A 21838-nucleotide genomic window follows, 5' to 3' on the forward strand; every position below is an offset into this window, starting at 1 on the left:
GGTGATTCTACGAAAAGCCCGGCAAAATGGGCAGCGTGATTTTGTGACGCCGCCGATAAAAAGCACTTTTGCCGTAAGAGGTCCCGGCCTGCCTGGGGGCAGACCGGGCGGCTCGACAATTATTGATTAAATTTTTCCAATAACACTTCTTCGAGCTGGGATACGGCAAACTCCTGACTTTCTGCATCTCCGCGACCTTTATATTCCACCACACCTTTTTCCAGGCCGCGATCGCCGATAACAATGCGGTGGGGAATGCCGATCAGCTCCACATCGGCGAGCATAGCGCCCAGTCGCGCTTTGGCTTCGTCCATCAGCAATACATCAATACCCTTGCTGCGCAGGGACTCATACAGGTGCTCGCACTTCTCCCTTACCACATCGCTCTTGTGCATATTGATTGGCACAATCGCCAGCTGGAAAGGTGCAATCGCAGTGGGCCAGATAATCCCTGAGTCGTCGTGGTTCTGCTCGATCGCCGCAGCGACGATTCGGGAAACGCCGATGCCATAGCAGCCCATGGACATAACCTGCTCTTTACCGTTTTCATCCAGTACCGTGGCATTCATAGCGCGGCTGTACTTGTCGCCTAACTGGAAAATGTGGCCGACCTCGATACCCCGTTTGATTTCCAGGGTGCCCTGCCCATCGGGGCTGGCGTCGCCTGCCACTACATTGCGCAGGTCTTCGACGCGGCCCAACTCCACATCGCGACCCCAGTTCACACCGGTTAAGTGGTAGTCATCGCGATTGGCGCCGCAGATAAAGTCTGCCAGGTGCGCCGCAGAGCGATCCACAACAGTCTCGATCTTTATGCCCACCGGGCCCAGGGAGCCAATGTTGCAACTGAGTTCTTCGGCGATGCGCTCTTCCGAGGCGAACTGAATAGGGCTGGCGATTCCAGCCAGCTTCTCTGCTTTTAATTCGTTCAGCTCGTGATCGCCACGCAGTACCAGGGCAATTAATGGAGCGGTTTCACCCTCTTCGCACTCGCCCAGAACAATCAGGGTTTTTACTGAGTGGGCGGGATTACTTTTCAAAAACTCGCTGACATCGGCGATGGTTTTTTGGTTCGGCGTATGAACTTCCTGCATTTCCTGTGACGGAGCAGGGCGCTCGCCAGCTGGGGCAACCGCTTCTGCCAATTCGACATTGGCGGCGTAGCGGGATTCTGTGGAGAAGGCGATATCGTCTTCGCCGCTCTGCGCCAGCACGTGGAATTCGTGAGAGCTGGAGCCACCGATTGAACCGGTGTCTGCCAGTACCGGGCGGTAGTCCAGGCCAATGCGCTCAAAAATCTGGCAGTAGGCGCCGTGCATAATATCGTAGGTTTCCTGCAGGGAGTCCTCGTTCACGTGGAAGGAGTAAGCATCCTTCATGGTGAATTCGCGCGCGCGCATTACGCCAAAGCGCGGACGGATTTCATCGCGGAATTTAGTCTGCACCTGGTAGAAATTGGCGGGCAACTGCTTATAGCTATTGATTTCACCGCGGATCAGGTCGGTGATGACTTCCTCGTGGGTCGGGCCCAGGCAGAAGTCATTGTTGTGGCGATCCTTGATGCGCAGGAGTTCGGGGCCGTACTGCTGCCAGCGGCCGGACTCTTCCCAAAGCTCTGCCGGCTGCACGACCGGCATCAGTACTTCCAGGGAGCCAGCGCGGTCCATCTCTTCGCGAACAATGCGCTCGACTTTGCGCAACACCCGCAACCCGGTGGGCAGCCAGGTGTAGAGACCTGAAGACAGACGGCGGATCATGCCGGCACGCAGCATCAGCTGATGGCTGATCACCGCTGCGTCGTTGGGAGTTTCTTTTTGGGTTGCGATGAGATAACGAGATGCGCGCATAGGAATTATATGGATTCTATTACGGGTAAGCTGGCTATTTTACGCTATTCGCTGGGCAATAAATATTGCCTGGGGGCAGTATTGCCTCAATGCGGATTGCCTTTTGCTATACCGGGGTATCTATTTAGCAGGTGCCTGGGCACTGGCTTGGAATGGGAGTGAATAAAAAACCCCGCATAAGCGGGGTTTTTAAGCTGAGGCTTTACAGAGTGTATTAGTTCTCTGCCATTTCCTTCAGCTTCTTCAGTGGGCGAACTTTAACCTGGATGCTGGCAGGCTTCGCCTTGAAGGTAGTCTCTTCACCGGTGAACGGGTTGATACCCTTGCGAGCTTTCTTAGCCGGCTTTTTCACGGTGGTGATTTTCATTAGGCCGGGCAGGGTGAATTCGCCAACTGCGCGCTTCTTGATGTGGCCTTCGATGATATCGTTCAGCTCGTCCAGAACAGATTGAACCTGCTTGCGGGACAGCTCAGTGCTTTCTGCAATCTGATTAAGTACTTGAGTCTTAGTGTACTTTTCCTTGATTGCTTTTACTTTCTTGGCCGGTGCAGCTTTGGCCGCAGCTTTCTTTGCCGGGGCCTTTTTAGTAGCAGCTTTCTTGGAGACAGCCATGGCTTACTTCCTTCTTTGTTGTTCGGTATATATCCGGTAAAAGTGTGTTTTTTCTCCCGCTGCGCTGCATCCGTTACGGGTGTCTCAGCGGGTGATGGGGGAAGTATATATAGTTTTTGTTCGGCCGCACGAAGAAATACTAGAAAAATAGTGCTTTTTTTACATTTTTTAGCCTCACGTCGCCTTTATGGGACGCTTTACCCAGGGAAAAGACCCGTGCAGCTTCTTACCTCTGTAGGCCTCATGTATACTCTCTCCCCTTTTTTTAAGCACCAGGTACTGTGTAATGCCGATATATGAATACCAGTGCAATGCCTGCGGCCATGAAATGGAAGCTTTGCAGCGGATGAGCGATGACCCGCTCAAAGACTGCCCAGCTTGCGAGAAGGCCGAGCTGCGCAAGAAAATCTCAGCGGCTGGATTTCGCCTGAAGGGCGCCGGTTGGTATGAGACTGATTTTAAAACTGGTAGCAAGAAAAACCTCGCTGGCGGTGACTCTGCCAACAGTGGTAAGGCCAAAAGCGACAAGTCTGGCACAGCGGCGGCAAAGACGGCCTAGGCGAGCTGTGCGGGGCTGTCCGTGCGGTGTACCCTCTAACTAATCTTTTCACCTATCGATAACGGGAATTTTCATCCATGCGCAGCGATTACTGTGGCGTCCTTCGTTCTGCGGACATTGACCGCGTAGTAACCCTCTGTGGCTGGGTCGACCGCCGCCGCGATCACGGCGGAGTGATTTTTATCGACCTGCGCGACCGCGAGGGAATTGTACAGGTGGTGTTCGACCCCGATGCGGCCGAACACTTCGAGATGGCCGATCGCGTGCGCAGCGAATATGTGCTTAAAGTGACAGGTCGTGTGCGCGCCCGTGCCCCAGAGGCCGTGAATCCCAATATGGTGACCGGTGAAGTTGAGGTTTACGGTACAGAGCTGGAGATCCTCAATACTGCTGAGACAGTGCCTTTCCAGCTGGATGAGCACACCGAAGTGGGTGAAGATATCCGCTTGAAATACCGCTATCTGGATCTGCGCCGCAACGAAATGCAGAACAACCTGTATTTTCGTTCCAAGCTGACTACCGCAATCCGCAATTACCTGGATGAGCACGGCTTCCTCGATATCGAGACCCCAATCCTGACCCGCGCCACCCCAGAAGGTGCCCGGGATTACCTGGTGCCGAGCCGCACTCACGAGGGCAAGTTCTTCGCTCTGCCACAGTCACCACAGCTGTTTAAGCAGTTGCTGATGGTTTCTGGTTTCGATCGCTACTACCAAATCGCTAAGTGTTTCCGCGATGAGGATTTACGCGCTGATCGCCAGCCTGAATTTACCCAGATCGATATTGAGACCTCCTTCCTCGATGAAGAGGAAATCATGTCGATCACCGAGAACATGGTTCGCAAGCTGTTTAAAGAGCTTAAGGGTGTTGATCTGGGTGAATTCCCGCGCATGACCCACTACCAGGCGATGCTGCGCTACGGTTCCGACAAGCCGGACCTGCGTATTCCGTTGGAGATGGTGGAGATCAAGGACCTGATGACCGAGGTGGACTTCAAGGTATTCTCCGGGCCGGCCAATGATCCGAAGGGACGTGTTGCCGCGATTAAAGTACCTGGCGGTTGTAAGAAACTGACCCGCAAGCAGCTGGACGATTACGGCAAATTTGTCGGTATTTATGGCGCCAAGGGCCTGGCGTACATCAAGGTTAACGATCGCTCTGACCTGGAAAATGGTCTGCAGTCGCCAATCGTTAAATTCCTGCCGCTTGAAACCCGTGCAGCCATTCTCGATCGCCTGCAAGCGGAAGACGGTGATGTTCTTTTCTTCGGCTCGGACAAGGCCAAGATTGTCTCTGAAGCTCTGGGTGCATTGCGCTGCAAGCTGGGTGAAGACCTGGATCTGTACACCAGCGAGTGGGCGCCTTTGTGGGTTGTCGCCTTCCCGATGTTTGAAGAAAATGACGACGGCAGCCTGACTGCGTTGCACCACCCCTTCACTGCGCCTTCCTGTACCCCGGAAGAGCTGGAAAAGAATCCGCTTGAAGCACTTTCCCGCGCTTACGATATGGTGCTTAACGGCACCGAGCTGGGCGGTGGTTCTGTTCGTATCCACGACCAGTTGATGCAGGAAGCGGTTTTCCGCATCCTGGGTATCGATGCTGAAGAGCAGCGCGAGAAGTTCGGCTTCCTGCTGGATGCACTCAAATACGGTGCGCCGCCCCACGGTGGCTTGGCCTTTGGCCTGGATCGTCTGGTGATGTTGATGACCGGCAGTGACTCTATTCGCGATGTTATCGCTTTCCCGAAAACCCAGAGCGCCGCCTGTGTGATGACAGATGCCCCGGGTGCTGTAGATGCGAAACAACTGCGTGAGCTGAGTATTCGCCTGCGACAAAAAGAAGAGAAAATCAGCTGATTTTTCCCCGATGGGCCGAGCGAAGCGGGCCCATCCAATCGTAGTGATGGGCGATTCGCTTCGCTCTTTGGCCCATCCTACGCACTGACTGAAGAGAGACGGAAAATGGCCGGACATAGTAAATGGGCCAATATTAAGCACCGCAAAGCAGCTCAGGATGCCAAGCGGGGCAAGGTCTTTACCAAGATCATTCGCGAGTTGACGGTAGCCGCCAAATCGGGGCCAAATCCGGACGATAACCCGGCGCTGCGCGCCACTATCGATAAGGCTTTGGGCGCCAATATGAAGCGCGACACCATCGACAAAGCTATCGCCCGTGGCGCCGGCAATGCGGATGGTGAAAACTACGAAGCCGTAGTTTACGAGGGCTACGGCGTTGGTGGTGTAGCGGTCCTGGTGGAGTGCCTGACTGACAACCGCAACCGCACCGTGGCTGAAGTGCGTCACGCCTTCACCAAGCGCGGTGGCAACCTGGGTACCGACGGTTCCGTTAGCTATCTGTTTACCCGCAAAGGTCAGATGTTCTACGAGACCGGAGTGGATGAAGATGCGTTGATGGACGCAGCTCTCGAAGCCGGGGCTGAGGATATCGAATCCAACGATGACGGCAGTGTTGAAGTTACCACTGAATTCCAGGACTACCTGACGGTTAAGGACGCCCTGGTTGCAGCTGGTTTTACCCCGGACAGTGCCGAAATTGCCATGATTCCGTCCACCACGATTCCGCTGGATAAAGACGGTGCTGAAAAAGTACTCGCTCTGATCGAGATGCTGGAAGACTTGGATGATGTGCAAAACGTTTACACCAATGCGGATATTCCGGCAGAGGTGATGGAGGAGCTGGGCTAAAGCCGGTTCCGTAACTGGAGGCGGCTACTGTCCCGCCTCTGGTTTTTTATCTTTTCAAGCCCTTCTTACTCCCCCTCCCTTGACGCTTCCTGTTCACCTTGGGACACTCCCACCACTATATAAACATACAGATATTTGGGGAGCTGCCTTTTGACCCGAATCCTGGGTATTGACCCCGGCTCGCGAAAAACGGGCTATGGAATTATCGATGTGGAGCGGGGCAAGGCTCGCTATGTGGCCAGCGGGGTGATTCGTATTCCCGAAGGTCCCCTGCCTGAGCGTCTCAAACTGATTTTTGATGCAGTGAGCCAGATTGCCCAGCAATACCAGCCTGCTCAGATGGCAATTGAAAATGTTTTTATGTCCAAGAGCGCCGGCTCCGCCCTGAAATTGGGACAGGCCCGGGGGGCAGCTATTGTAGCTGGGACAAATAGCGGTCTGGCAGTAGCCGAATATGAAGCTCGCAAAGTGAAGCAGGCAGTGGTCGGCAACGGAGGAGCGGATAAATTGCAGGTCCAGCACATGGTGAAAACCCTGCTGTCCCTACCTGCGTCGCCCCAGGAGGATGCCGCCGATGCGCTGGCCGTGGCTCTGTGTCATATGCATACCGAGCAAACCCTGGTATTTACCGCTGGCGGTGCGCGCAGTCGTTTTCGTCGCGGCCGCCTGAGCGTGTGATCGGCTGGTAGAATTGGCCCCGTAAAGGGCGCAGACAATATAAACCTGGAATAACACATGATTGGAAGATTGAGCGGTACCCTGGCCGCAGTGCAGCCACCTCTGTTGTTGGTGGATGTACAGGGGGTGGGCTATGAAGTGCTCGCACCCATGACCACAATTTTTGAACTGCCCGCACTGGGGCAGCCGGTACAGCTGCACACTCATTTAGCGGTATCCGAAACTGCCCAGCAGTTATATGGTTTTATTCGCGATGGGGACCGCAAATTGTTTCGCACCCTGATCAAGGTGAGTGGAGTGGGTCCCAAGATGGCCCTGGCTATTTTATCCGGGCTGGACGGCGCTGCCCTGGCCCGTTGTGTGTCGGAGGATAATGTAGCGGCGCTGGTCAAAGTCCCCGGCGTCGGTAAAAAGACTGCCGAGCGCCTGATTGTGGAGTTGAGGGATAAACTGACCCCGGATTTTGGCGACGCCAACGATATCCCCCTGATGGCCGCTGCTGCCGAGCCCAAGGTGGATCACACCGGTGAAGCGGAGAGCGCCCTGGCGGCTTTGGGTTACAAGCCCACTGAAGCCAGCAAAATGGTGGCCCGCGCCAGCAAGGAGCAGCCGGATGCCGATAGTGCGACTTTGATTCGCCTGGCCCTTAAGGGAATGGCCCCCGCTTAAGCTGAGGCCCTGGAGTTGTTGCAATGATCGAAGCCGACCGTTTGGTGGCACCGGAGCCTGTGGGCCCCTCGGGCCAGGAAGAGCAGTACGACCGCGCCGTGCGCCCCAAAACCCTGGATGATTATGTGGGTCAGCCAGTGGTGCGGGAGCAAATGGAGATCTTTATTCAGGCTGCCAAGCTGCGCAAAGAGGCCCTGGATCACACCCTGGTATTCGGACCGCCGGGGCTGGGTAAAACCACCCTGGCAAATATCATCGCCGCCGAAATGGGAGTGGCCATTAAGACCACCTCGGGCCCGGTATTGGAGAAGGCTGGCGATCTGGCTGCGTTGATGACCAACCTGGAGCCGGGGGATGTGCTGTTTATCGATGAGATCCACCGCCTCAGCCCCCATGTGGAAGAGGTACTGTATCCGGCGATGGAAGATTACCAGCTGGATATTATGATCGGCGAAGGGCCTGCGGCGCGTTCGATTAAGCTAGACCTGCCACCCTTCACATTGGTGGGAGCCACCACGAGGGCGGGCCTGCTTACCTCGCCACTGCGGGATCGCTTCGGCATCGTCCAGCGGCTTGAGTTCTACAACGTTGAGGATCTCACCAGTATTGTCCGCCGCTCCGCTGGCCTGATGGGAGTGGAGATGGATGAAGGTGGTGCTCTCGAAGTTGCTCGTCGCGCTCGGGGTACCCCCCGAATAGCCAACCGCCTGCTGCGCCGCGTGCGTGATTACGCCGAAGTTAAAGGTGATGGTGCCGTGGATTCCGGCATTGCCGATGCCGCTCTTAATATGCTCAATGTGGATTCCCGTGGTTTCGACCAGCTGGATCGCCGTATGCTATTGGCCATGATCGAGAAGTTCGATGGTGGACCGGTGGGTGTGGACAGTCTCGCTGCAGCAGTCAGTGAAGAGCGGGATACTCTGGAAGATGTGCTGGAGCCCTACCTGATTCAGCAGGGTTATATCGCCCGCACACCGCGAGGGCGAGTGGCAACCGGCCTGGCTTATGAGCACTTCGGCCTGCCGAAGCCCGATAATAAATAGAGAGAGGATGGGGTGAAGGAAGTTTTCAGTATTCCGCTGCGGGTTTATATCGAGGATACCGACGCAGGTGGTATCGTTTATTACGTCAATTATTTGAAGTATATGGAGCGCGCGCGCACAGAACTGCTGCGCTCCCTCGGGTATGATAAGCCGGCAATGCCGGAACAGGGGCTGTTACTGGTGGTGCACTCCGCCGAGATCCAGTATCGAAAGTCCGCACTTCTTGATGATGCATTGCGCGCTACGGCCTCGATTGGCAAACTGGGGCGGGCCGCAGTGACTTTTGAGCAAAAAATCTGGCGCGGCGATGAGCTAATTTGCGAAGGTGTGGTCAAAGTTGCTTGTGTCGCTGACGACAGCCGCAGGCCCTGTGCCCTGCCGGAACCTATTTATTCAGCATTAAAGGCAGTTATTTAAGAAGATGAACGCCGGTGAACAACTTTCTCTTTGGGGGCTAATCCAGAACGCCAGCCTGTTGGTACAGTTAGTTATGCTGCTGCTGTTACTGGCCTCTGTGGTGTCCTGGGTGATGATTATCCAGCGTGGGCTTTACCTGTCCCAGGCCAAGCGCTCCCTGAACAATTTCGAGCGCCGCTTTTGGTCCGGTGCCGACCTGAACAAACTCTTCCGCGAAGGTAACGAGCGAGCGGAAAAAGGCCGAACCGATGGTGTTGAGTCCCTTTTCCGCGCCGGTTTTACCGAGTTTACCCGCCTGCGCCAACAGGGCAGCAGCGGCCCTGAAGCGGTGATGGAAGGCACTGAGCGGGCCATGCGTGTGGCTATGTCCCGGGAGCAGGAAAAGGTGGAAATGAACCTGCCGTTCCTGGCAACCGTGGGCTCTGTCAGTCCTTATATCGGCCTGTTTGGCACTGTGTGGGGGATTATGAATTCCTTCCGTGGCCTCGCCACTATGCACCAGGCCACTATTGCTACGGTCGCACCTGGTATCAGTGAGGCGTTGGTGGCTACGGCTATGGGCCTGTTTGCGGCAATTCCTGCGGTAATGGCTTTTAACCGCTATTCCGCCAAGGCCGAATCGCTGTTGTCCAGCTACGAAACTTTCGCCGAGGAGTTTTCCTCTATCCTGCACCGCAAAGTGCATTCCGGCTGAGTAGTGAATAGGCGAACCCTATGAGTGTGTTTCGCAAGGGAACCAAGAAGAAGCTGGTCTCCGAGATCAATGTGGTGCCCTACATTGACGTAATGCTGGTGCTGCTAATTGTCTTTATGGTCACGGCACCATTGTTGATGCAGGGGGTCAAAGTCGACCTTCCAAACGCGCCGTCGGCGCCGATGGAGGAAACTGATGAGGAGCCGCTGATTATTTCTGTGCGCTCCGATGGCACCTATTACCTAAACCTGGGGACTGACGAGAAGAGCGCCAAGCCGCTCGCAGAAATTAAACAAACGGTCGCTAAGGTATTGCGCCAAAAGCCGGGAACCCCGGTTTTGGTGTGGGGTGACACCGAGGCCCGCTATGGCCTGATCGTCAATGCCATGACCGAACTGCAGCAGGCGGGAGCGCCCAGCGTCGGCCTGGTGACAGAGCCACCTCAGGGGTAGGGTGCCGGTGAATAAAGGCTTTTATGCATTGGCGATCATCATCAGCCTCGTGTTACACGGGGCGTTGATAGCTGCCATGACCTACGGCTGGGAAGCCAGCAGTATGCCCGAGCGCAAACCGATGCCAAAGTTTGTGCAGGCTAAGCTTGTGACGATTGAGGCGGCAACACCGAAGAAGAAACTGCCGAAAAAGGTCGATAAAATAAAACAGCGTGCTGAGCGCGAGGCGGAGCAAAAACGTAAGGCTGAGGTCGAACGTAAGCGCCGCGCAGCCCTGGAGCAGAAGAAAAAGCTCGAGGCGGAAAAGAAACGCAAAGCGAAAGTCGAAGCTGATCGCAAGGCACAGGCAGAGAAAGCCCGTCGCGAGAAAGAGCAGCAAGAAAAGGCGCGCAAAGAAAAAGAGCTGAAGGAGAAGCTGGCCCAAGAGCGCCAGAGTTCCTTTGATGAAGCTCTTCAGGGTGAAGAGGAGCTACTGGATGCGAATGAGGCCGAGCAAGCGGTGATGTCCGTTGGCCAGGCGATCCAGCAGCAAATTGAGGCGGTATGGAGTCGCCCGCCCAGTGCCCGAAACGGTATGCTTACCAAGGTGAGAATAAACTTTGTCCCCACCGGCCGGGTGGTGGCAGCTAATATCGTCGAGGGCAGTGGTAATGCCGCCCTGGATCGCTCGGTACTGACCGCTATCAAAAAAGTGGAGGTATTTCCCGAAGTGGCCGACCTGGCCCGGGAAGAACCGGTGGTATTTGAGCGGGAAGTCCGCACAACTATTTTGAACTTTAAAGTCGAAGATCTGCGCCAATGATCAAGAGTTTACTGAAGACAGTCGTCATTATTGCAATCGCCTCGGTGAGCCTGGGGGCCCGAGCCCAGCTGGTGGTGGATATCACCAGCGGTATCGATGACCCCACACCGATCGCTGTGTCCCCATTCAGCTGGTCTGGTGGCGGGGTACTGGCGGAAGATGTTTCCGGGATTATTTCCTCAGACCTTCGCCGCAGTGGCCTTTTCTCCCCGGTGCCCAAGGAGGACATGCTGTCTTTCCCCAAGGCCCCGGAAGACGTGGTATTCCGCGACTGGCGTATCCTCGGCACCGAGTACATAGTGACCGGCCGCATTGAGCCGCAGGCCACCGGTTACCTGCTCACTTTTGATCTGGTCAATGTTTTCGGCCAGCACAAGATGTTCACCAAGCAAGTGCGCGGCGGCCAGACCCAGCTGCGGGATATCGCCCACCGCGCCGCCGATGAGATCTTTGAAGCTATCACCGGTATTCGCGGTGCCTTCTCCACGGAAATGGTGTACGTGCAGGAAGAGACCCGTGGCGGCAAGCCCAGCTATCTGCTGATGCGTGCGGATATCGATGGTGCTCGCGCCAAGCAGATCCGGCGTTTCAGCGCGCCGGTGATGTCTCCCATGTGGTCCCCCAATGGCCAGGAGCTCGCCTACGTCTCCTTTGAAACCGGGCGCCCGGCAATTTTTCGCGAGAACCTGCGCACGGGTGCGCGCAAGCAATTAACTAACTTCAAGGGCATCAACAGTTCGCCGACCTGGTCCCCGGATGGAACCAAACTGGCGATGGTGCTCTCCAAGGACGGCAACCCGGAGATCTACGTGTTGGATCTGGTCAGTAATAAGCTGACAAGAATGACAAGGCACTTCTCCATTGATACCGAGCCGAACTGGATGCCAGATGGTAAATCACTGGTTTTCACCTCCGATAGAGGAGGGAAGCCACAAATTTACCAATTGACTCTTGCCACTGGTCAAGTCGACCGCTTAACCTTCGATGGCGATTACAATGCGCGGCCCCGTGTTTCTCCCGATGGAAAGACACTGGTGATGGTGCATCGTAATAGGGGCGTATTTACCATCGCTACGATGGATATCAACTCGGGCAGAGTGCGTGTCCTTACGGAGACTACGCTGGACGAATCCCCTAGTATCGCGCCGAATGGGGCCATGTTGATGTACGCTACCAAACGTGGGGATAAAGGTATTCTGGCAGCGGTGTCGCTGGATGCCGGGGTGAAGTACAACCTGCCCTCTCAGAGGGGTGATGTTCGTGAACCGGCCTGGTCGCCGTACTTTGAATAAGGCGGGGGTGCCCGACGCGCTTAAGCGAAGGGTGTGAATTAGAGCAAGTAGAAATCTTTCAGGATTTTCGATAACACTATATATAAAGCGGAGTAGCTTATGTTGAAATCAGTAAAAACAGGCCTTGGGTTAGCCTGTGTATTGGCAGTTATGGCTGGTTGTAGCAGCAATGATACCAAGACTGGCGGGGAAACCATTGTTGATGAAACCGCAAATAATACCGCGGTTGAAACCACCGATTTTGATACCCCGAAAGAGCCTGTAGCACCTCTGGAAAACGTAGTTTACTTCGATTTCGACCAGTCCCTGCTGAAGCCCGAAACCCGTGAACTGCTGATCCGTCACGCTGACCGTATGCGCGCTGCCACCGGTTCTGTTCGCCTGGAAGGCCACGCTGACGAACTGGGTACTCGCGAGTACAACCTGGCTCTGGGTGAGCGTCGTGCCAATGCCGTTCGCGACTTTTTGGTACTGCAAGGCGTAGACGCAGCTAACCTGGAAGTAATCAGCTACGGTGAAGAGCGTCCGGCTCAAATGGGTTCTAACGAATCTGCCCGTGCGATGAACCGTCGCGTTGTTATTAACTAATCGTAAAAATGGATGCCAATGGCTTTAACGATTAGAAAACTAGCGATCGCCGCAGCAGTAATGACTGCGGCATCGCCGGTATTTTCCCAGGCCCCGATTGTAGACCTGTCTTCTAAGAGCCAGGACCAGTCGACCATTACTTATACCGATGAAGTGGAAAGCAGTGCTCCGACACAGCTCGCCCGCGCCGGTATGTCACCACCCCGAGCCCAGGGCAACCCCCAGGCCGAAGCCTACTATCAAATGCAGGTTTTGCAGCAGGAAGTGCGGGAGTTGCGTGGCACAGTTGAAGAGTTGCGCCATGAGATCAAGCGTCTCAAACAGCAGCGCACCGAAGATTATATGGATCTGGACCGGCGTATTGCGCGCCTGAGTGGTACAGAGCCAGCGGCTCAGCCGCCGTCTACCGCTGAAGGCGGTGCTTCGTCCATGCAAGGGCAGGGGGGCTCAGCAATGCCGCCTAAACCCCAGGGCCCGAAAGACGGCAAGAGCGAGCGCGACCGCTACCAGGCCAGCTTTGGCTTGGCCCGCAATGGCGATTACGGCGGCGCCAGTGAAGAGTTCAAAAGCCTGTTGCAGGACTTCCCCAATGGTCAGTACGCCCCGAATGCGAATTACTGGCTAGGTGAGATTGCACTGGTTCAAGGCAACCTGGAAGAGGCTCGGGAGTGGTTCGTAGCCCTCCTCGACGGTTACCCGAATTCCAGTAAAGTCTGGGATGGCCGCTACAAGCTGGGTACTGTTTATCACCAGCTGGGCGACCAGCAAAAAGCCCGCAACCTGCTGGAGCAGGTGGCAGCCAGTGATGCCAGAGCATCGAACCTGGCGAAGAAGTATCTGCAGGAGAACTTCCAGTAGCCTTCAGCCGCTACTGACTGCCATCGCTGGTTTTTTGAGCAGAAAAAGCCTATGATCCCGCGCCCGGGTGGCATGTGCCACTCGGGCGTTTTTGTGTTGGGTGTGTATGACCGATCTTTCCAAAGAATCACTCAGAATCAGTGAAATTTTCTACTCCCTCCAAGGAGAGGCGCGAGAAAGTGGCCTTCCTACGGTGTTTGTACGCCTGACGGGCTGCCCGTTACGCTGTACCTATTGCGACTCCGAGTACGCCTTTTACGGTGGCGAGCGCATGACGCTGGAGCAGATTTTGCAGCAGGTGCAAAGCCATCCCGCTCGCCATGTGTGCGTTACCGGTGGTGAGCCCCTCGCCCAGCCCAATTGTTTTCCCCTGATGAAGGCGCTTTGCGATGCGGGCTATGCGGTGTCCCTCGAGACCAGTGGCGCTATGCCTGTGGATAAAGTGGATGAGCGGGTATCGAGAGTGGTCGACCTGAAAACGCCGGCCTCTGGGGAGCAGCACCGCAATCGTATGGAGAATATGCAAGTACTCACTCGCCAGGACCAGATCAAGTTTGTGATCTGTGATCGCGGGGATTACGACTGGGCTCGATTTACCCTGGATCAGTACCGCATACCTGAGCGGGTTGGGGAGGTACTTTTCTCCCCCAGTTACGAGCAGCTGCAGCCGCGCCAGCTAGCTGAATGGATACTGGAAGATGGGTTACCGGTGCGTATGCAGATGCAAATGCACAAGCTGTTGTGGGGCGACATCCCAGGGGTTTAAAGCGCCGCTGTGCCACATCAAGAAAAGAGGAAAAAATGACAGCAAAGAAAGCAGTAATCTTGCTATCCGGTGGCCTGGACTCAGCCACCGTACTGGCCATGGCTCGGGCTGAGGGCTACGAGTGCTACGCCCTGGGCTTTGATTATGGCCAGCGTCACGAGGCAGAACTATTGGCTGCGCAGAAGGTGGCGAAGGACTTGGGGGCCGTTGAGCACAAGGTGGTTAAGCTCGACCTGCGCTCAATCGGCGGATCGGCGCTGACCGATGACTCTATCGAAGTACCCGAAGAGGAAACCTCCGGTATTCCGGTGACCTATGTGCCGGCGCGAAACACGGTGTTCCTGTCTATTGCCCTGGGCTGGGCAGAGGTGCTGGGCGCCCAGGATATTTTCGTGGGTGTGAACGCCGTGGACTACTCCGGCTATCCGGATTGCCGCCCGGAATATATTGAGGCCTACGAGAAGATGGCCAATCTGGCTACCAGGGCCGGTGTCGAGGGCAACAAGCTGTCTATACGTGCGCCGCTGATGGACATGAGCAAGGCGGATATTGTTACTGAAGGGACCCGCTTAGGGGTGGACTACAGTTTAACTGTGTCCTGCTACCAAGCCTTGCCAGATGGCGCTGCCTGCCGTCGCTGCGACAGTTGCCGCCTGAGGGCTGCTGGCTTCACAGAGGCCGGCCTGGAGGACCCCACGGTCTACGCACCTTAATTGGCCGTTGGCGCCAATTTTTTGAACAAATACCTAACTCCTTAAATTTGTTAGATTTTTTTTCGAGTTAGGTATTGTCTTTTCGAAATAGATCCGTAAGATACGCAGCTCCTCACAACGAGGCATCGAAAAGGGTCGTTAGCTCAGTCGGTAGAGCAGTTGGCTTTTAACCAATTGGTCGCTGGTTCGAATCCAGCACGACCCACCATTTTCGACAGGGATGCCCAAGGCAACCCACCCAGTTTTTACACTTCTGCGCGAAGGTGAAAACAACCCAAGTTGGACCATTACCAAGTTAGTCCAACCATCCTGGGGGTCGTTAGCTCAGTTGGTAGAGCAGTTGGCTTTTAACCAATTGGTCGCTGGTTCGAATCCAGCACGACCCACCACTTCTCCTTTTTTCCCACTATCAATTAACCAGTTTCTCTGTATTACCATCGTACACGTGGGCTAGTTTCAGACTTTCTATTACCGTGCTTATTTGCTGTGTTAATCAGCTCCTTTCGTTTTCGATTCTGAATGGTGGATATTACATGTATGGTGATCTATCAGAGTTTTCCGCATCGTAAAGGCTCGCCGACTGTGCAGATGTGCTCGCCAGGGTGTGCTTTAAGTTGTGTGTGCTTAACCCTGGACTCAATAGCCGCTATTTACTTTAGAGGGCCTTATGTTGGTCTTGGCGGCGGCTTTTGCCGAGTTAGAGAGTCTCGCCAGATCGGCAATGAACACGATTTAGTGCTCGTTGGTGTCAAGGTTGCATGTGGAAAATAAGCTGTTGTAGAAACTTTTAGCTAAGATAAAAGTCAGTTCGAGACAGTAAAAACATCTTTATCGATAATTGTGGTTAACACTTGAGCTTAAAAGGGGGCGTGTATAGCCTTTAGGTTATTCTGCCCTATAAGTCTCTCAGTCAAGGGTAGATCCTGGGCGCAGGGGCTGCTCTTGACCGAGAGTTTTGCCTGAGAAAAAGGCTAGTTCTAATTCGAGGCTTTAATGTAGCCAGACGCTTCCTGAGGGGGTAGGCTGGAACCAACCCTCCTAGCTCTTGGCTTTCTGCGTGCTAAATAAATAGCCAATCCAAAGCAGGACATTGCAACTAAGGCGAGTAATGTAATTACAATCAATATGTCACGCTTTTCAGCTCCTATTAATGGACGTAAAAAATTCCACTTGTGAAGCAGTGAGAATGAAAGTGATTCCAACCGGTCAATCTTTCGATTTTGGTCAACTAAAATACCTGTTACTGGGTCAACAAAATACCTGCTATTGGCTGGGTCATTCAAGTCGACCTGCCAAACCGGTAACCGTTTATTGCGGAAGTCATAGTTTGGCCCAAAGTGTGTGACCAGCTTGATTTCATCAATTTTAATATTGTCGATTGTATTGCCATTAGACTGGATGAACTGTAGAGCTAGTTCTTTGGCCAAGTCCTGATCCTTAATCGACTCTTTCTCCCCCGTTTGAGCGTTGATTAAAGCTGATGATCTTTCCAGAGGCAGTCCGCCAAAGCGTGCTTTACGCTGTTGGTAATTGGACATTGACTCTTCAATCGGAACGCTAATTCCAAGTCGATAAAGTGGTTTTTTATCGATGGACTGATTGAGCGAAATAGCATTTAAATGCGCTTTCTTAGGAATGCTACTCCCTATGCTATGCCGCCACTGAGCCATCTCGCTTTCCGCAACTGCAAAGCTTTCCAGTTGCACAGGTTCAAGCAGTCGCAAGCCTGAAATGGGTTGTATGTATTCTGCCTGTAATAAATGATAAAACCCGCTTGCTGACCAGCCAAGTAATGGCAGCCAAAGTAGGTAGCCGAGGCGGCGATGCCAGCGTCGATTAGACTTGGGAATTTTGCGGCTGGGGAGTGCAAAAATCAGATAGAGTCCCGTTGAAGCTATCACTACAAGCGTCAACATAAATAGTGCAACAGTGAGCACACGCCCATGGCCGGTAGTATCTAGCCAGCTCCAGGTATGTAGCGCTCTGAAAAACAGTTGCGTTTTGGCTTTAAAACTATTGTTTAAAGCAGCTAAGGCACCTGTTTCGGTGTAGATAAAAGCTTTGAGTAAATTATCGTCGGCGGCAATGGTCACCTCATAAACTGGCAGCAGGCGATTAACTCGCGGGTAATCAGCGCTAAAGCTCTCCTTGAATTTAACATCAATAATATTTTCTTGTGGTAAGTCCAAGTAATGAGAGGTGAGCCACTTTGCTTGTGCTATATCATGATCAAACAACTCACTTCCAGTTTCAAGGTTGAAATAACGCCTTGGACTGTTATCAGCTTCTGTAATCTGCAGTAGATTACCCTCACTTGAAGGAACAACTTTAGCGATAGCCACCCTTTCAATAGGCAGCTTGTCAACAATTTTTTCAAGTTTATATAAGGTCTCTGCATTGGCTTGAAACGTGGGTGGCATTGTATTTTTGGCTTGCGGACCAAACCAAGCCATTATTGGATGGAATATTCCAGACAAAGACCAAGTTACAACGCCAAAAAAAGCTATCCAGGTTAGGAATCTGTGCCATCTAATGAATTGCAGTTTCATCAAGCTACCTCGCTTATGTATTTCCTACTGTGAGGGGCTATTAAAAGTTAGTGCTGACACCAACATAGAAGGCGCGACCTTGACCTGGAGTAAAAACTGAATTACTGGAAGCCATACTAAGATCTGATACTGTTGACACATTTGAGATATATTTTTCGTCGGTTAGGTTTTCCGCAGATGCAAATAAGTCGATCGCTTCGTTTATCGAGATACCGGCAATAATGCCAATTAATTCATATCCCGCAGTTCTTTCAGTGTTGGCGTAGTCAACGTAGGCTCCGTTGGCAATATGTCGCAAGTTAATGCCTGCATACCACCTGCCATTGCTCGAGTATTTCAATTCGCTGGCGTAGATTGATTGAGGTATTCCAGGTAACTTGTTATCCCCTCTATCCGGATCATTATCAAAGCTAAAGTCGTTATAGTTATAGATGTTCCGCCAGAGAATATTCTTATTTATTTGTATATCGAGACCAAGCTCGACACCTTTGTGTAGTGTGTTACCTCTTGCGTTTTCTGTACTTGTTGTTTCGCCGCTAAACCCGGACTGCCCAACGTCTACAAATTCGTTGCTAATTTCACTGTGATAAATAGATGCGTCCCAGCTTACAATACCTTTCTGCCCGCGAGAGCCAACCTCAAAAGTCAATGACTCTTGTGCATCAAGAATTGTAAATGGATCCGCTCCACCCGAAGTTAGATCAGTTATTCCTGGTGGCTCATAACCTTCACTCACATTAGCGTATAGCTGATTTTCATCTTGTAGGGTATAAATAACACCAAGACGCCCATTGAATTTTTCGAAGCTCAACTTACCGGTGTCATCTTTCGGTCCACCCGTATCCTGAGCGGGGTCAGAGTTAAAGATATTTTTGTTTTCTCTGATGCTACTAATATATTGAGCTCCTGCGATTAGGTTAAGTGACTCGCTTGGGGAAAAGTCTAGCTGTCCATAGATGACAGTATTCGTCGCATTCCGATCATCTTTACTTGATAAATCCCCCTTCTCGGCAGTTGGTGTTGGGCTAAAAGGGCCCTCAGAGTACGCAAACAGTTCTGACTCATTGTTACTTTCAGCATGGGTTATACCTATAACCCAGGAAATATCAGTGATATCCAGTTGGAAATCACCAGTAATATCAGTAGATATACCAAACTCCATTCCGCTTTGCTCAATGATGCCGGCATATGGTGTTATAGCGTGATCCAAATATCTTGATGCTAGCCAAGCCCCGGCTTCAATAGTGAGCGAATCCAGTGCAAAAACTGTTCGATTTGATAAGCGAAATACATCAAGGTTTCGATCCATATCGCGTTCAATATTTGATTCTGGCGACATGTCAGGATTGCTTAGTGCTTGGTCGTGTGTCAAAGAGCCAGCCAGCTCAAAATTGTCTTGCAATGCGGTTAGGAAAAAGCGAGTTTCTAAGTTGTCACTAAATTTGTAGCCAACATTACCAAAGCTATAAATACTGTCGACTTCGGAATGTTCTCTAAATCCACTACTATTTAGTTTGGTTACCGCACCATAATAATCAAAAGCGTCAATTCTTCCTTTAGTGTTAATACTGGTTCGGTATGTATCGAATGATCCGCCTTCCAACCTTATATTACTACCAGTTTTTGACGTAGCTCCCGTCGGTGTTACCACATTGATTGCACCTCCCAGTGAAGCTGCACCATAGCGAAGGCCGTTTGATCCTTTATAGATCTCGATATAGTCAATAGATAGTGGGTCTATTTCTTGATACTCGGTGCTGCCACTAGCACGTGAAATCGGTACTCCATCACGCAATACAGTAATTCCTCGGCGCTCATAAGTAGCATTCGCAGCGGATCCCCGAATAGAAATTCGGTTATCACGCTGTGCTGAAGTGTCTGCGAAGACACCGGGTGTGAACTTCAGCGCGTCACCAATACTCTGCGTAAACTCAACTAAATAGTCTTCGGCACGAACCAAGTCAACTCCCCCTGGAACACGCTGAAGGTTATGAATTGCTTCACTTGCAGAGTGTGCAGATAGAGAATTGTCGATATCAGCTGTAACTACAATCTCCTCAATTGACTGGGAATGATGATCTTGGCCTTTAGCATGAGGCGCGCTACTGATAGCAATAAGTGTTAAGGAGATGAGCAGCTTTCGAGTAATTTTCATGTATAGGTATCCTGTCGGTACGCTATATAGCGCGCCGAAAAAATAATTTAGATGCTGTAACGCAGACGATATAACGGCAGGCACAGGTGCTCTGATACTAGATTGGTAGTATCTACGAGCATACTGATTTGCTTATATCAAATGCCTTACTGGCTCCATCATTGAGGCAGGCGTAAACGAGCCCAAAAGATGAAGAGCAAAGATTTAAATTGTGGATAAAGAGGCTGAGAAGGGAGGAGCGCGCTGCTGCTGTTTGCGATGTAGGCTGGCGATTACTTCCTCAGCCAAGTGTCGCTGCTGGATATAGCGTGTTTTTGACAGGCTAGATAGATAAGGGGTAGATAAAAATGTTACTTCGGAACTTGGCTTTGCAATACCAAACTTGCAGTCCGACTGCCAATTACCTTCGGTATGGTGATCATGATCTGTACTTTCAGCAACTTTATCAGCTGACATGCTCGCCATCTCATGGTGTATATGTTGATGATGGGAGTGGTGATTTTGCTCGCTCTTTGTACCGCTGCTTAATGGCTTTTGATTATGCCCCTGATGAATAATCGCCATTACTTCTGGTGAGACGCCACGAGGACAGAGTTTGATAACTGTGCCATCAGTAGCGATCGAGGCTGGCATGTACCCAGTGGGAATCAATGCTTGTACCAAAAATAAAAACAACGCTATACGAGGCAGCAGGTTTCGTGCGCCTCGTGATTGTTTGGTTTTGGTAAAGTAGCAGATTGACAAAGCTGGTACTTGCGAAGTGACAATTTGAGGCGCATTCTGCTCTACTTATTGAGAGTTATCAAGGGCTGGGAGTTGCTTTCTATGGTGAAAATGCAATTGCCGTTGGCAACCTCGATCTCTAGTAAAAAAATCTGCTGATAGGTTTGGCGTGATTCTGCTGGATGATTTTTGGTGGCTGGTTACCCAATTCCACATTCGTATATTGTTCTTGGCAGACAAAATATTTTCATACTAATTGATATTGGAGGAGTCGATTTTTAGTGGCAGTAAATAGAGGCTTGTCGAACCTGTTTTGGATAGAGTGGTGAGTCGTTATGCAAAGTTATGGTTGGTTTAGTGAGATATCTCCAAAACAAGGCTAGTATAAGCTTTATATCTCGACTTTTAATCGGTTGCTCAAGGTATGAAGCCAAGTGCGACCAAAAATTCCTTTCTTATAGTTCTCAATGTCTGGTTTTCTTGGTTCTTCCCTGAATGCACTAAACCTGCCACTTCTATTCTTTGTAAAACTTTATACCTAGTTATTGGGTGCTTTATTCCCATAGATGGCTTAGATTATATTGGTAGCATTGAATGAGCCATCGACTTGTCTTCTGACGCATTGGTAGGAATTTGAAGCCAGTTAATGCTATGAATCTAGTTTCAGAGAAATAAGGCTGCAGTCTTTGGTGTTGCTACCTCCTCAAGCATTTCGTGCCACCAATTATGGTGGATACTGCTTGCCTTGATGTTGCGGATTTGGTTTCTAAGTAGTGCGGTTCGATCTGTGTAGGTAAAGGAGTTGGTTTTTGTAAGAGATATTTATAATTGTCGGCCCGAGTTTTTCTCTATAGCAGCAGACGGTCGATTCTACTTTGCTGGCCACACAAATTGGCCAAATGAATCAAATGGACGTTAATCAAAACTTAGGCGTCAGCTCAAGTTTGATGGTTGGTGCTCAGGATGGCATAGGAAATGTCGCAGCCCTGGATCAGCTAGGTTCGGTTAGCTTTCTTGTGATGGAGCTGTTGCAAATGGGTAATGACAAGATGGCACTCCTGGAACAGGAGTTTACGGTTAAAAATTCAACTATGATTGTCAACCAGTTTGGTGATATGAATATGTCTACGCTGGATCAAGGAAATGCCTTCTTCACCAGCGCTACAGTGTTGCAAACCGGCGACTCCAACGATGTAATTATTTATCAGAACAATATCACTACGGGTGTTGCCACAATATCCCAAACGGGTACATTGAATGTGTATGTTACCTCTCAAGCGGGTAACGCCGAGACGGCAATAGCGACACAGTCTGGGGTAAGTAATACCGGCACAATTTTACAGTAGCAGTCAGTTCTTTGATTTCTGTGCTGCTAGGTTCTGATCTGTGTGGCACAGAAATTTAATCCCAAACTTTGTTCCTAGTTTTTCCCCACTTCCTTCTTATAGCTGTATCGCCGCTTATCGTTAACTCTTACCCAGTAGTTGGTCGGCCCATGATCAGCGATTTGAGAATAGTTTCTAAATATTCAGACGTTCATTATCGCAAGTGACCTTGTGCCAGTGCATGTCAATTCCTCTTGGGATTTGTTGTTCGCATAATTGCCTGTGTCAATTTCATTGCCTCAGCGCTCGAGTTTGGCGAGCTTTAACACTTCTTTGGTGGATGCTGTTGTTTGGAGTAGGGATGGCGCTAAATTGGATTCTGCGCATGCC

General features: G+C 51.7%; 21 protein-coding genes and 2 tRNA genes. 18 read left to right on the forward strand and 5 right to left on the reverse strand.

Features of this window, described 5'->3' with window-relative positions:
• Positions 1–119: 119 nt before the first annotated feature.
• Together QT397_07200 and QT397_07205 are read right to left on the reverse strand one after the other, a co-directional pair.
• The gene (locus QT397_07200) at positions 120–1847 is read right to left on the reverse strand and encodes a proline--tRNA ligase (GenBank protein WNZ57125.1); all 1728 of its coding nucleotides are present in this window, start codon (positions 1845–1847) and stop codon (positions 120–122) included.
• Between the two features lie 214 nt (positions 1848–2061).
• The gene (locus tag QT397_07205; GenBank protein ID WNZ57126.1) at positions 2062–2460 is read right to left on the reverse strand and encodes an HU family DNA-binding protein; all 399 of its coding nucleotides are present in this window, start codon (positions 2458–2460) and stop codon (positions 2062–2064) included.
• Positions 2461–2746: 286 nt separating this feature from the next.
• On the opposite strand from QT397_07205, the gene QT397_07210 reads away from it, so the two are divergent.
• The 17 genes from QT397_07210 (at position 2747) to QT397_07290 (ending at position 15085) form a co-directional block, all read left to right on the forward strand.
• Positions 2747–3019 carry a zinc ribbon domain-containing protein gene (locus QT397_07210; protein ID WNZ57127.1) on the forward strand — a complete coding sequence of 91 codons (273 nt, stop codon included), beginning with the start codon at positions 2747–2749 and terminating at the stop codon, positions 3017–3019.
• Positions 3020–3096: 77 nt separating this feature from the next.
• Positions 3097–4875 carry an aspartate--tRNA ligase gene (gene aspS, locus QT397_07215; protein WNZ57128.1) on the forward strand — a complete coding sequence of 593 codons (1779 nt, stop codon included), beginning with the start codon at positions 3097–3099 and terminating at the stop codon, positions 4873–4875.
• Positions 4876–4980: 105 nt separating this feature from the next.
• Positions 4981–5724: a YebC/PmpR family DNA-binding transcriptional regulator gene (locus QT397_07220; GenBank protein WNZ57129.1), complete on the forward strand. Its 744-nt coding sequence runs from the start codon at positions 4981–4983 to the stop codon at positions 5722–5724.
• Positions 5725–5874: 150 nt separating this feature from the next.
• Positions 5875–6402 (forward strand): crossover junction endodeoxyribonuclease RuvC, encoded by a 528-nt coding sequence (ruvC, locus tag QT397_07225; protein WNZ57130.1) that lies wholly within the window; start codon positions 5875–5877, stop codon positions 6400–6402.
• A 57-nt stretch (positions 6403–6459) separates the two neighbouring features.
• Positions 6460–7071 carry a Holliday junction branch migration protein RuvA gene (ruvA, locus tag QT397_07230; GenBank protein WNZ57131.1) on the forward strand — a complete coding sequence of 204 codons (612 nt, stop codon included), beginning with the start codon at positions 6460–6462 and terminating at the stop codon, positions 7069–7071.
• A 23-nt stretch (positions 7072–7094) separates the two neighbouring features.
• The gene (gene ruvB / locus QT397_07235) at positions 7095–8114 is read left to right on the forward strand and encodes a Holliday junction branch migration DNA helicase RuvB (protein WNZ57132.1); all 1020 of its coding nucleotides are present in this window, start codon (positions 7095–7097) and stop codon (positions 8112–8114) included.
• 12 nt (positions 8115–8126) lie between these two features.
• Positions 8127–8531: a tol-pal system-associated acyl-CoA thioesterase gene (ybgC, locus tag QT397_07240; GenBank protein WNZ57133.1), complete on the forward strand. Its 405-nt coding sequence runs from the start codon at positions 8127–8129 to the stop codon at positions 8529–8531.
• A 4-nt stretch (positions 8532–8535) separates the two neighbouring features.
• Positions 8536–9225, forward strand: a complete 690-nt coding sequence (gene tolQ, locus QT397_07245; GenBank protein WNZ57134.1) for a protein TolQ — start codon at positions 8536–8538, stop codon at positions 9223–9225.
• Between the two features lie 20 nt (positions 9226–9245).
• Positions 9246–9677, forward strand: a complete 432-nt coding sequence (gene tolR / locus QT397_07250) for a protein TolR (protein ID WNZ57135.1) — start codon at positions 9246–9248, stop codon at positions 9675–9677.
• Positions 9678–9684: 7 nt separating this feature from the next.
• On the forward strand, positions 9685–10479 hold the full coding sequence (gene tolA / locus QT397_07255) for a cell envelope integrity protein TolA (GenBank protein ID WNZ57136.1): 795 nt from the start codon (positions 9685–9687) through the stop codon (positions 10477–10479).
• Positions 10476–11771 carry a Tol-Pal system beta propeller repeat protein TolB gene (tolB, locus tag QT397_07260; GenBank protein ID WNZ57137.1) on the forward strand — a complete coding sequence of 432 codons (1296 nt, stop codon included), beginning with the start codon at positions 10476–10478 and terminating at the stop codon, positions 11769–11771. Before tolA ends, tolB begins: the two co-directional genes overlap by 4 nt.
• A gap of 99 nt (positions 11772–11870) precedes the next feature.
• The gene (locus QT397_07265) at positions 11871–12359 is read left to right on the forward strand and encodes an OmpA family protein (GenBank protein WNZ57138.1); all 489 of its coding nucleotides are present in this window, start codon (positions 11871–11873) and stop codon (positions 12357–12359) included.
• 18 nt (positions 12360–12377) lie between these two features.
• The gene (ybgF, locus tag QT397_07270) at positions 12378–13217 is read left to right on the forward strand and encodes a tol-pal system protein YbgF (GenBank protein ID WNZ57139.1); all 840 of its coding nucleotides are present in this window, start codon (positions 12378–12380) and stop codon (positions 13215–13217) included.
• Positions 13218–13323: 106 nt separating this feature from the next.
• Entirely contained in the window at positions 13324–13983 is a 660-nt protein-coding gene (gene queE / locus QT397_07275; protein WNZ57140.1) for a 7-carboxy-7-deazaguanine synthase QueE, read from the forward strand.
• Between the two features lie 35 nt (positions 13984–14018).
• On the forward strand, positions 14019–14696 hold the full coding sequence (gene queC / locus QT397_07280) for a 7-cyano-7-deazaguanine synthase QueC (protein WNZ57141.1): 678 nt from the start codon (positions 14019–14021) through the stop codon (positions 14694–14696).
• A 132-nt stretch (positions 14697–14828) separates the two neighbouring features.
• Positions 14829–14904: transfer RNA gene (locus QT397_07285), tRNA-Lys, on the forward strand.
• A 105-nt stretch (positions 14905–15009) separates the two neighbouring features.
• A tRNA-Lys gene (locus tag QT397_07290) sits at positions 15010–15085 on the forward strand.
• 588 nt (positions 15086–15673) lie between these two features.
• Here QT397_07290 and QT397_07295 read toward each other — a convergent pair.
• The 3 genes from QT397_07295 to QT397_07305 form a co-directional block, all read right to left on the reverse strand.
• Entirely contained in the window at positions 15674–17245 is a 1572-nt protein-coding gene (locus QT397_07295) for a PepSY domain-containing protein (GenBank protein WNZ57142.1), read from the reverse strand.
• A gap of 40 nt (positions 17246–17285) precedes the next feature.
• Positions 17286–19400: a TonB-dependent receptor gene (locus QT397_07300; protein WNZ57143.1), complete on the reverse strand. Its 2115-nt coding sequence runs from the start codon at positions 19398–19400 to the stop codon at positions 17286–17288.
• 204 nt (positions 19401–19604) lie between these two features.
• Entirely contained in the window at positions 19605–20144 is a 540-nt protein-coding gene (locus QT397_07305; GenBank protein WNZ57144.1) for a hypothetical protein, read from the reverse strand.
• Between the two features lie 887 nt (positions 20145–21031).
• On the opposite strand from QT397_07305, the gene QT397_07310 reads away from it, so the two are divergent.
• Positions 21032–21469, forward strand: a complete 438-nt coding sequence (locus tag QT397_07310; protein WNZ57145.1) for a hypothetical protein — start codon at positions 21032–21034, stop codon at positions 21467–21469.
• Positions 21470–21838 lie beyond the last annotated feature (369 nt).

Source organism: Microbulbifer sp. MKSA007 (genome assembly GCA_032615215.1).
In the GTDB taxonomy this organism is placed as follows: Bacteria; Pseudomonadota; Gammaproteobacteria; order Pseudomonadales; family Cellvibrionaceae; genus Microbulbifer.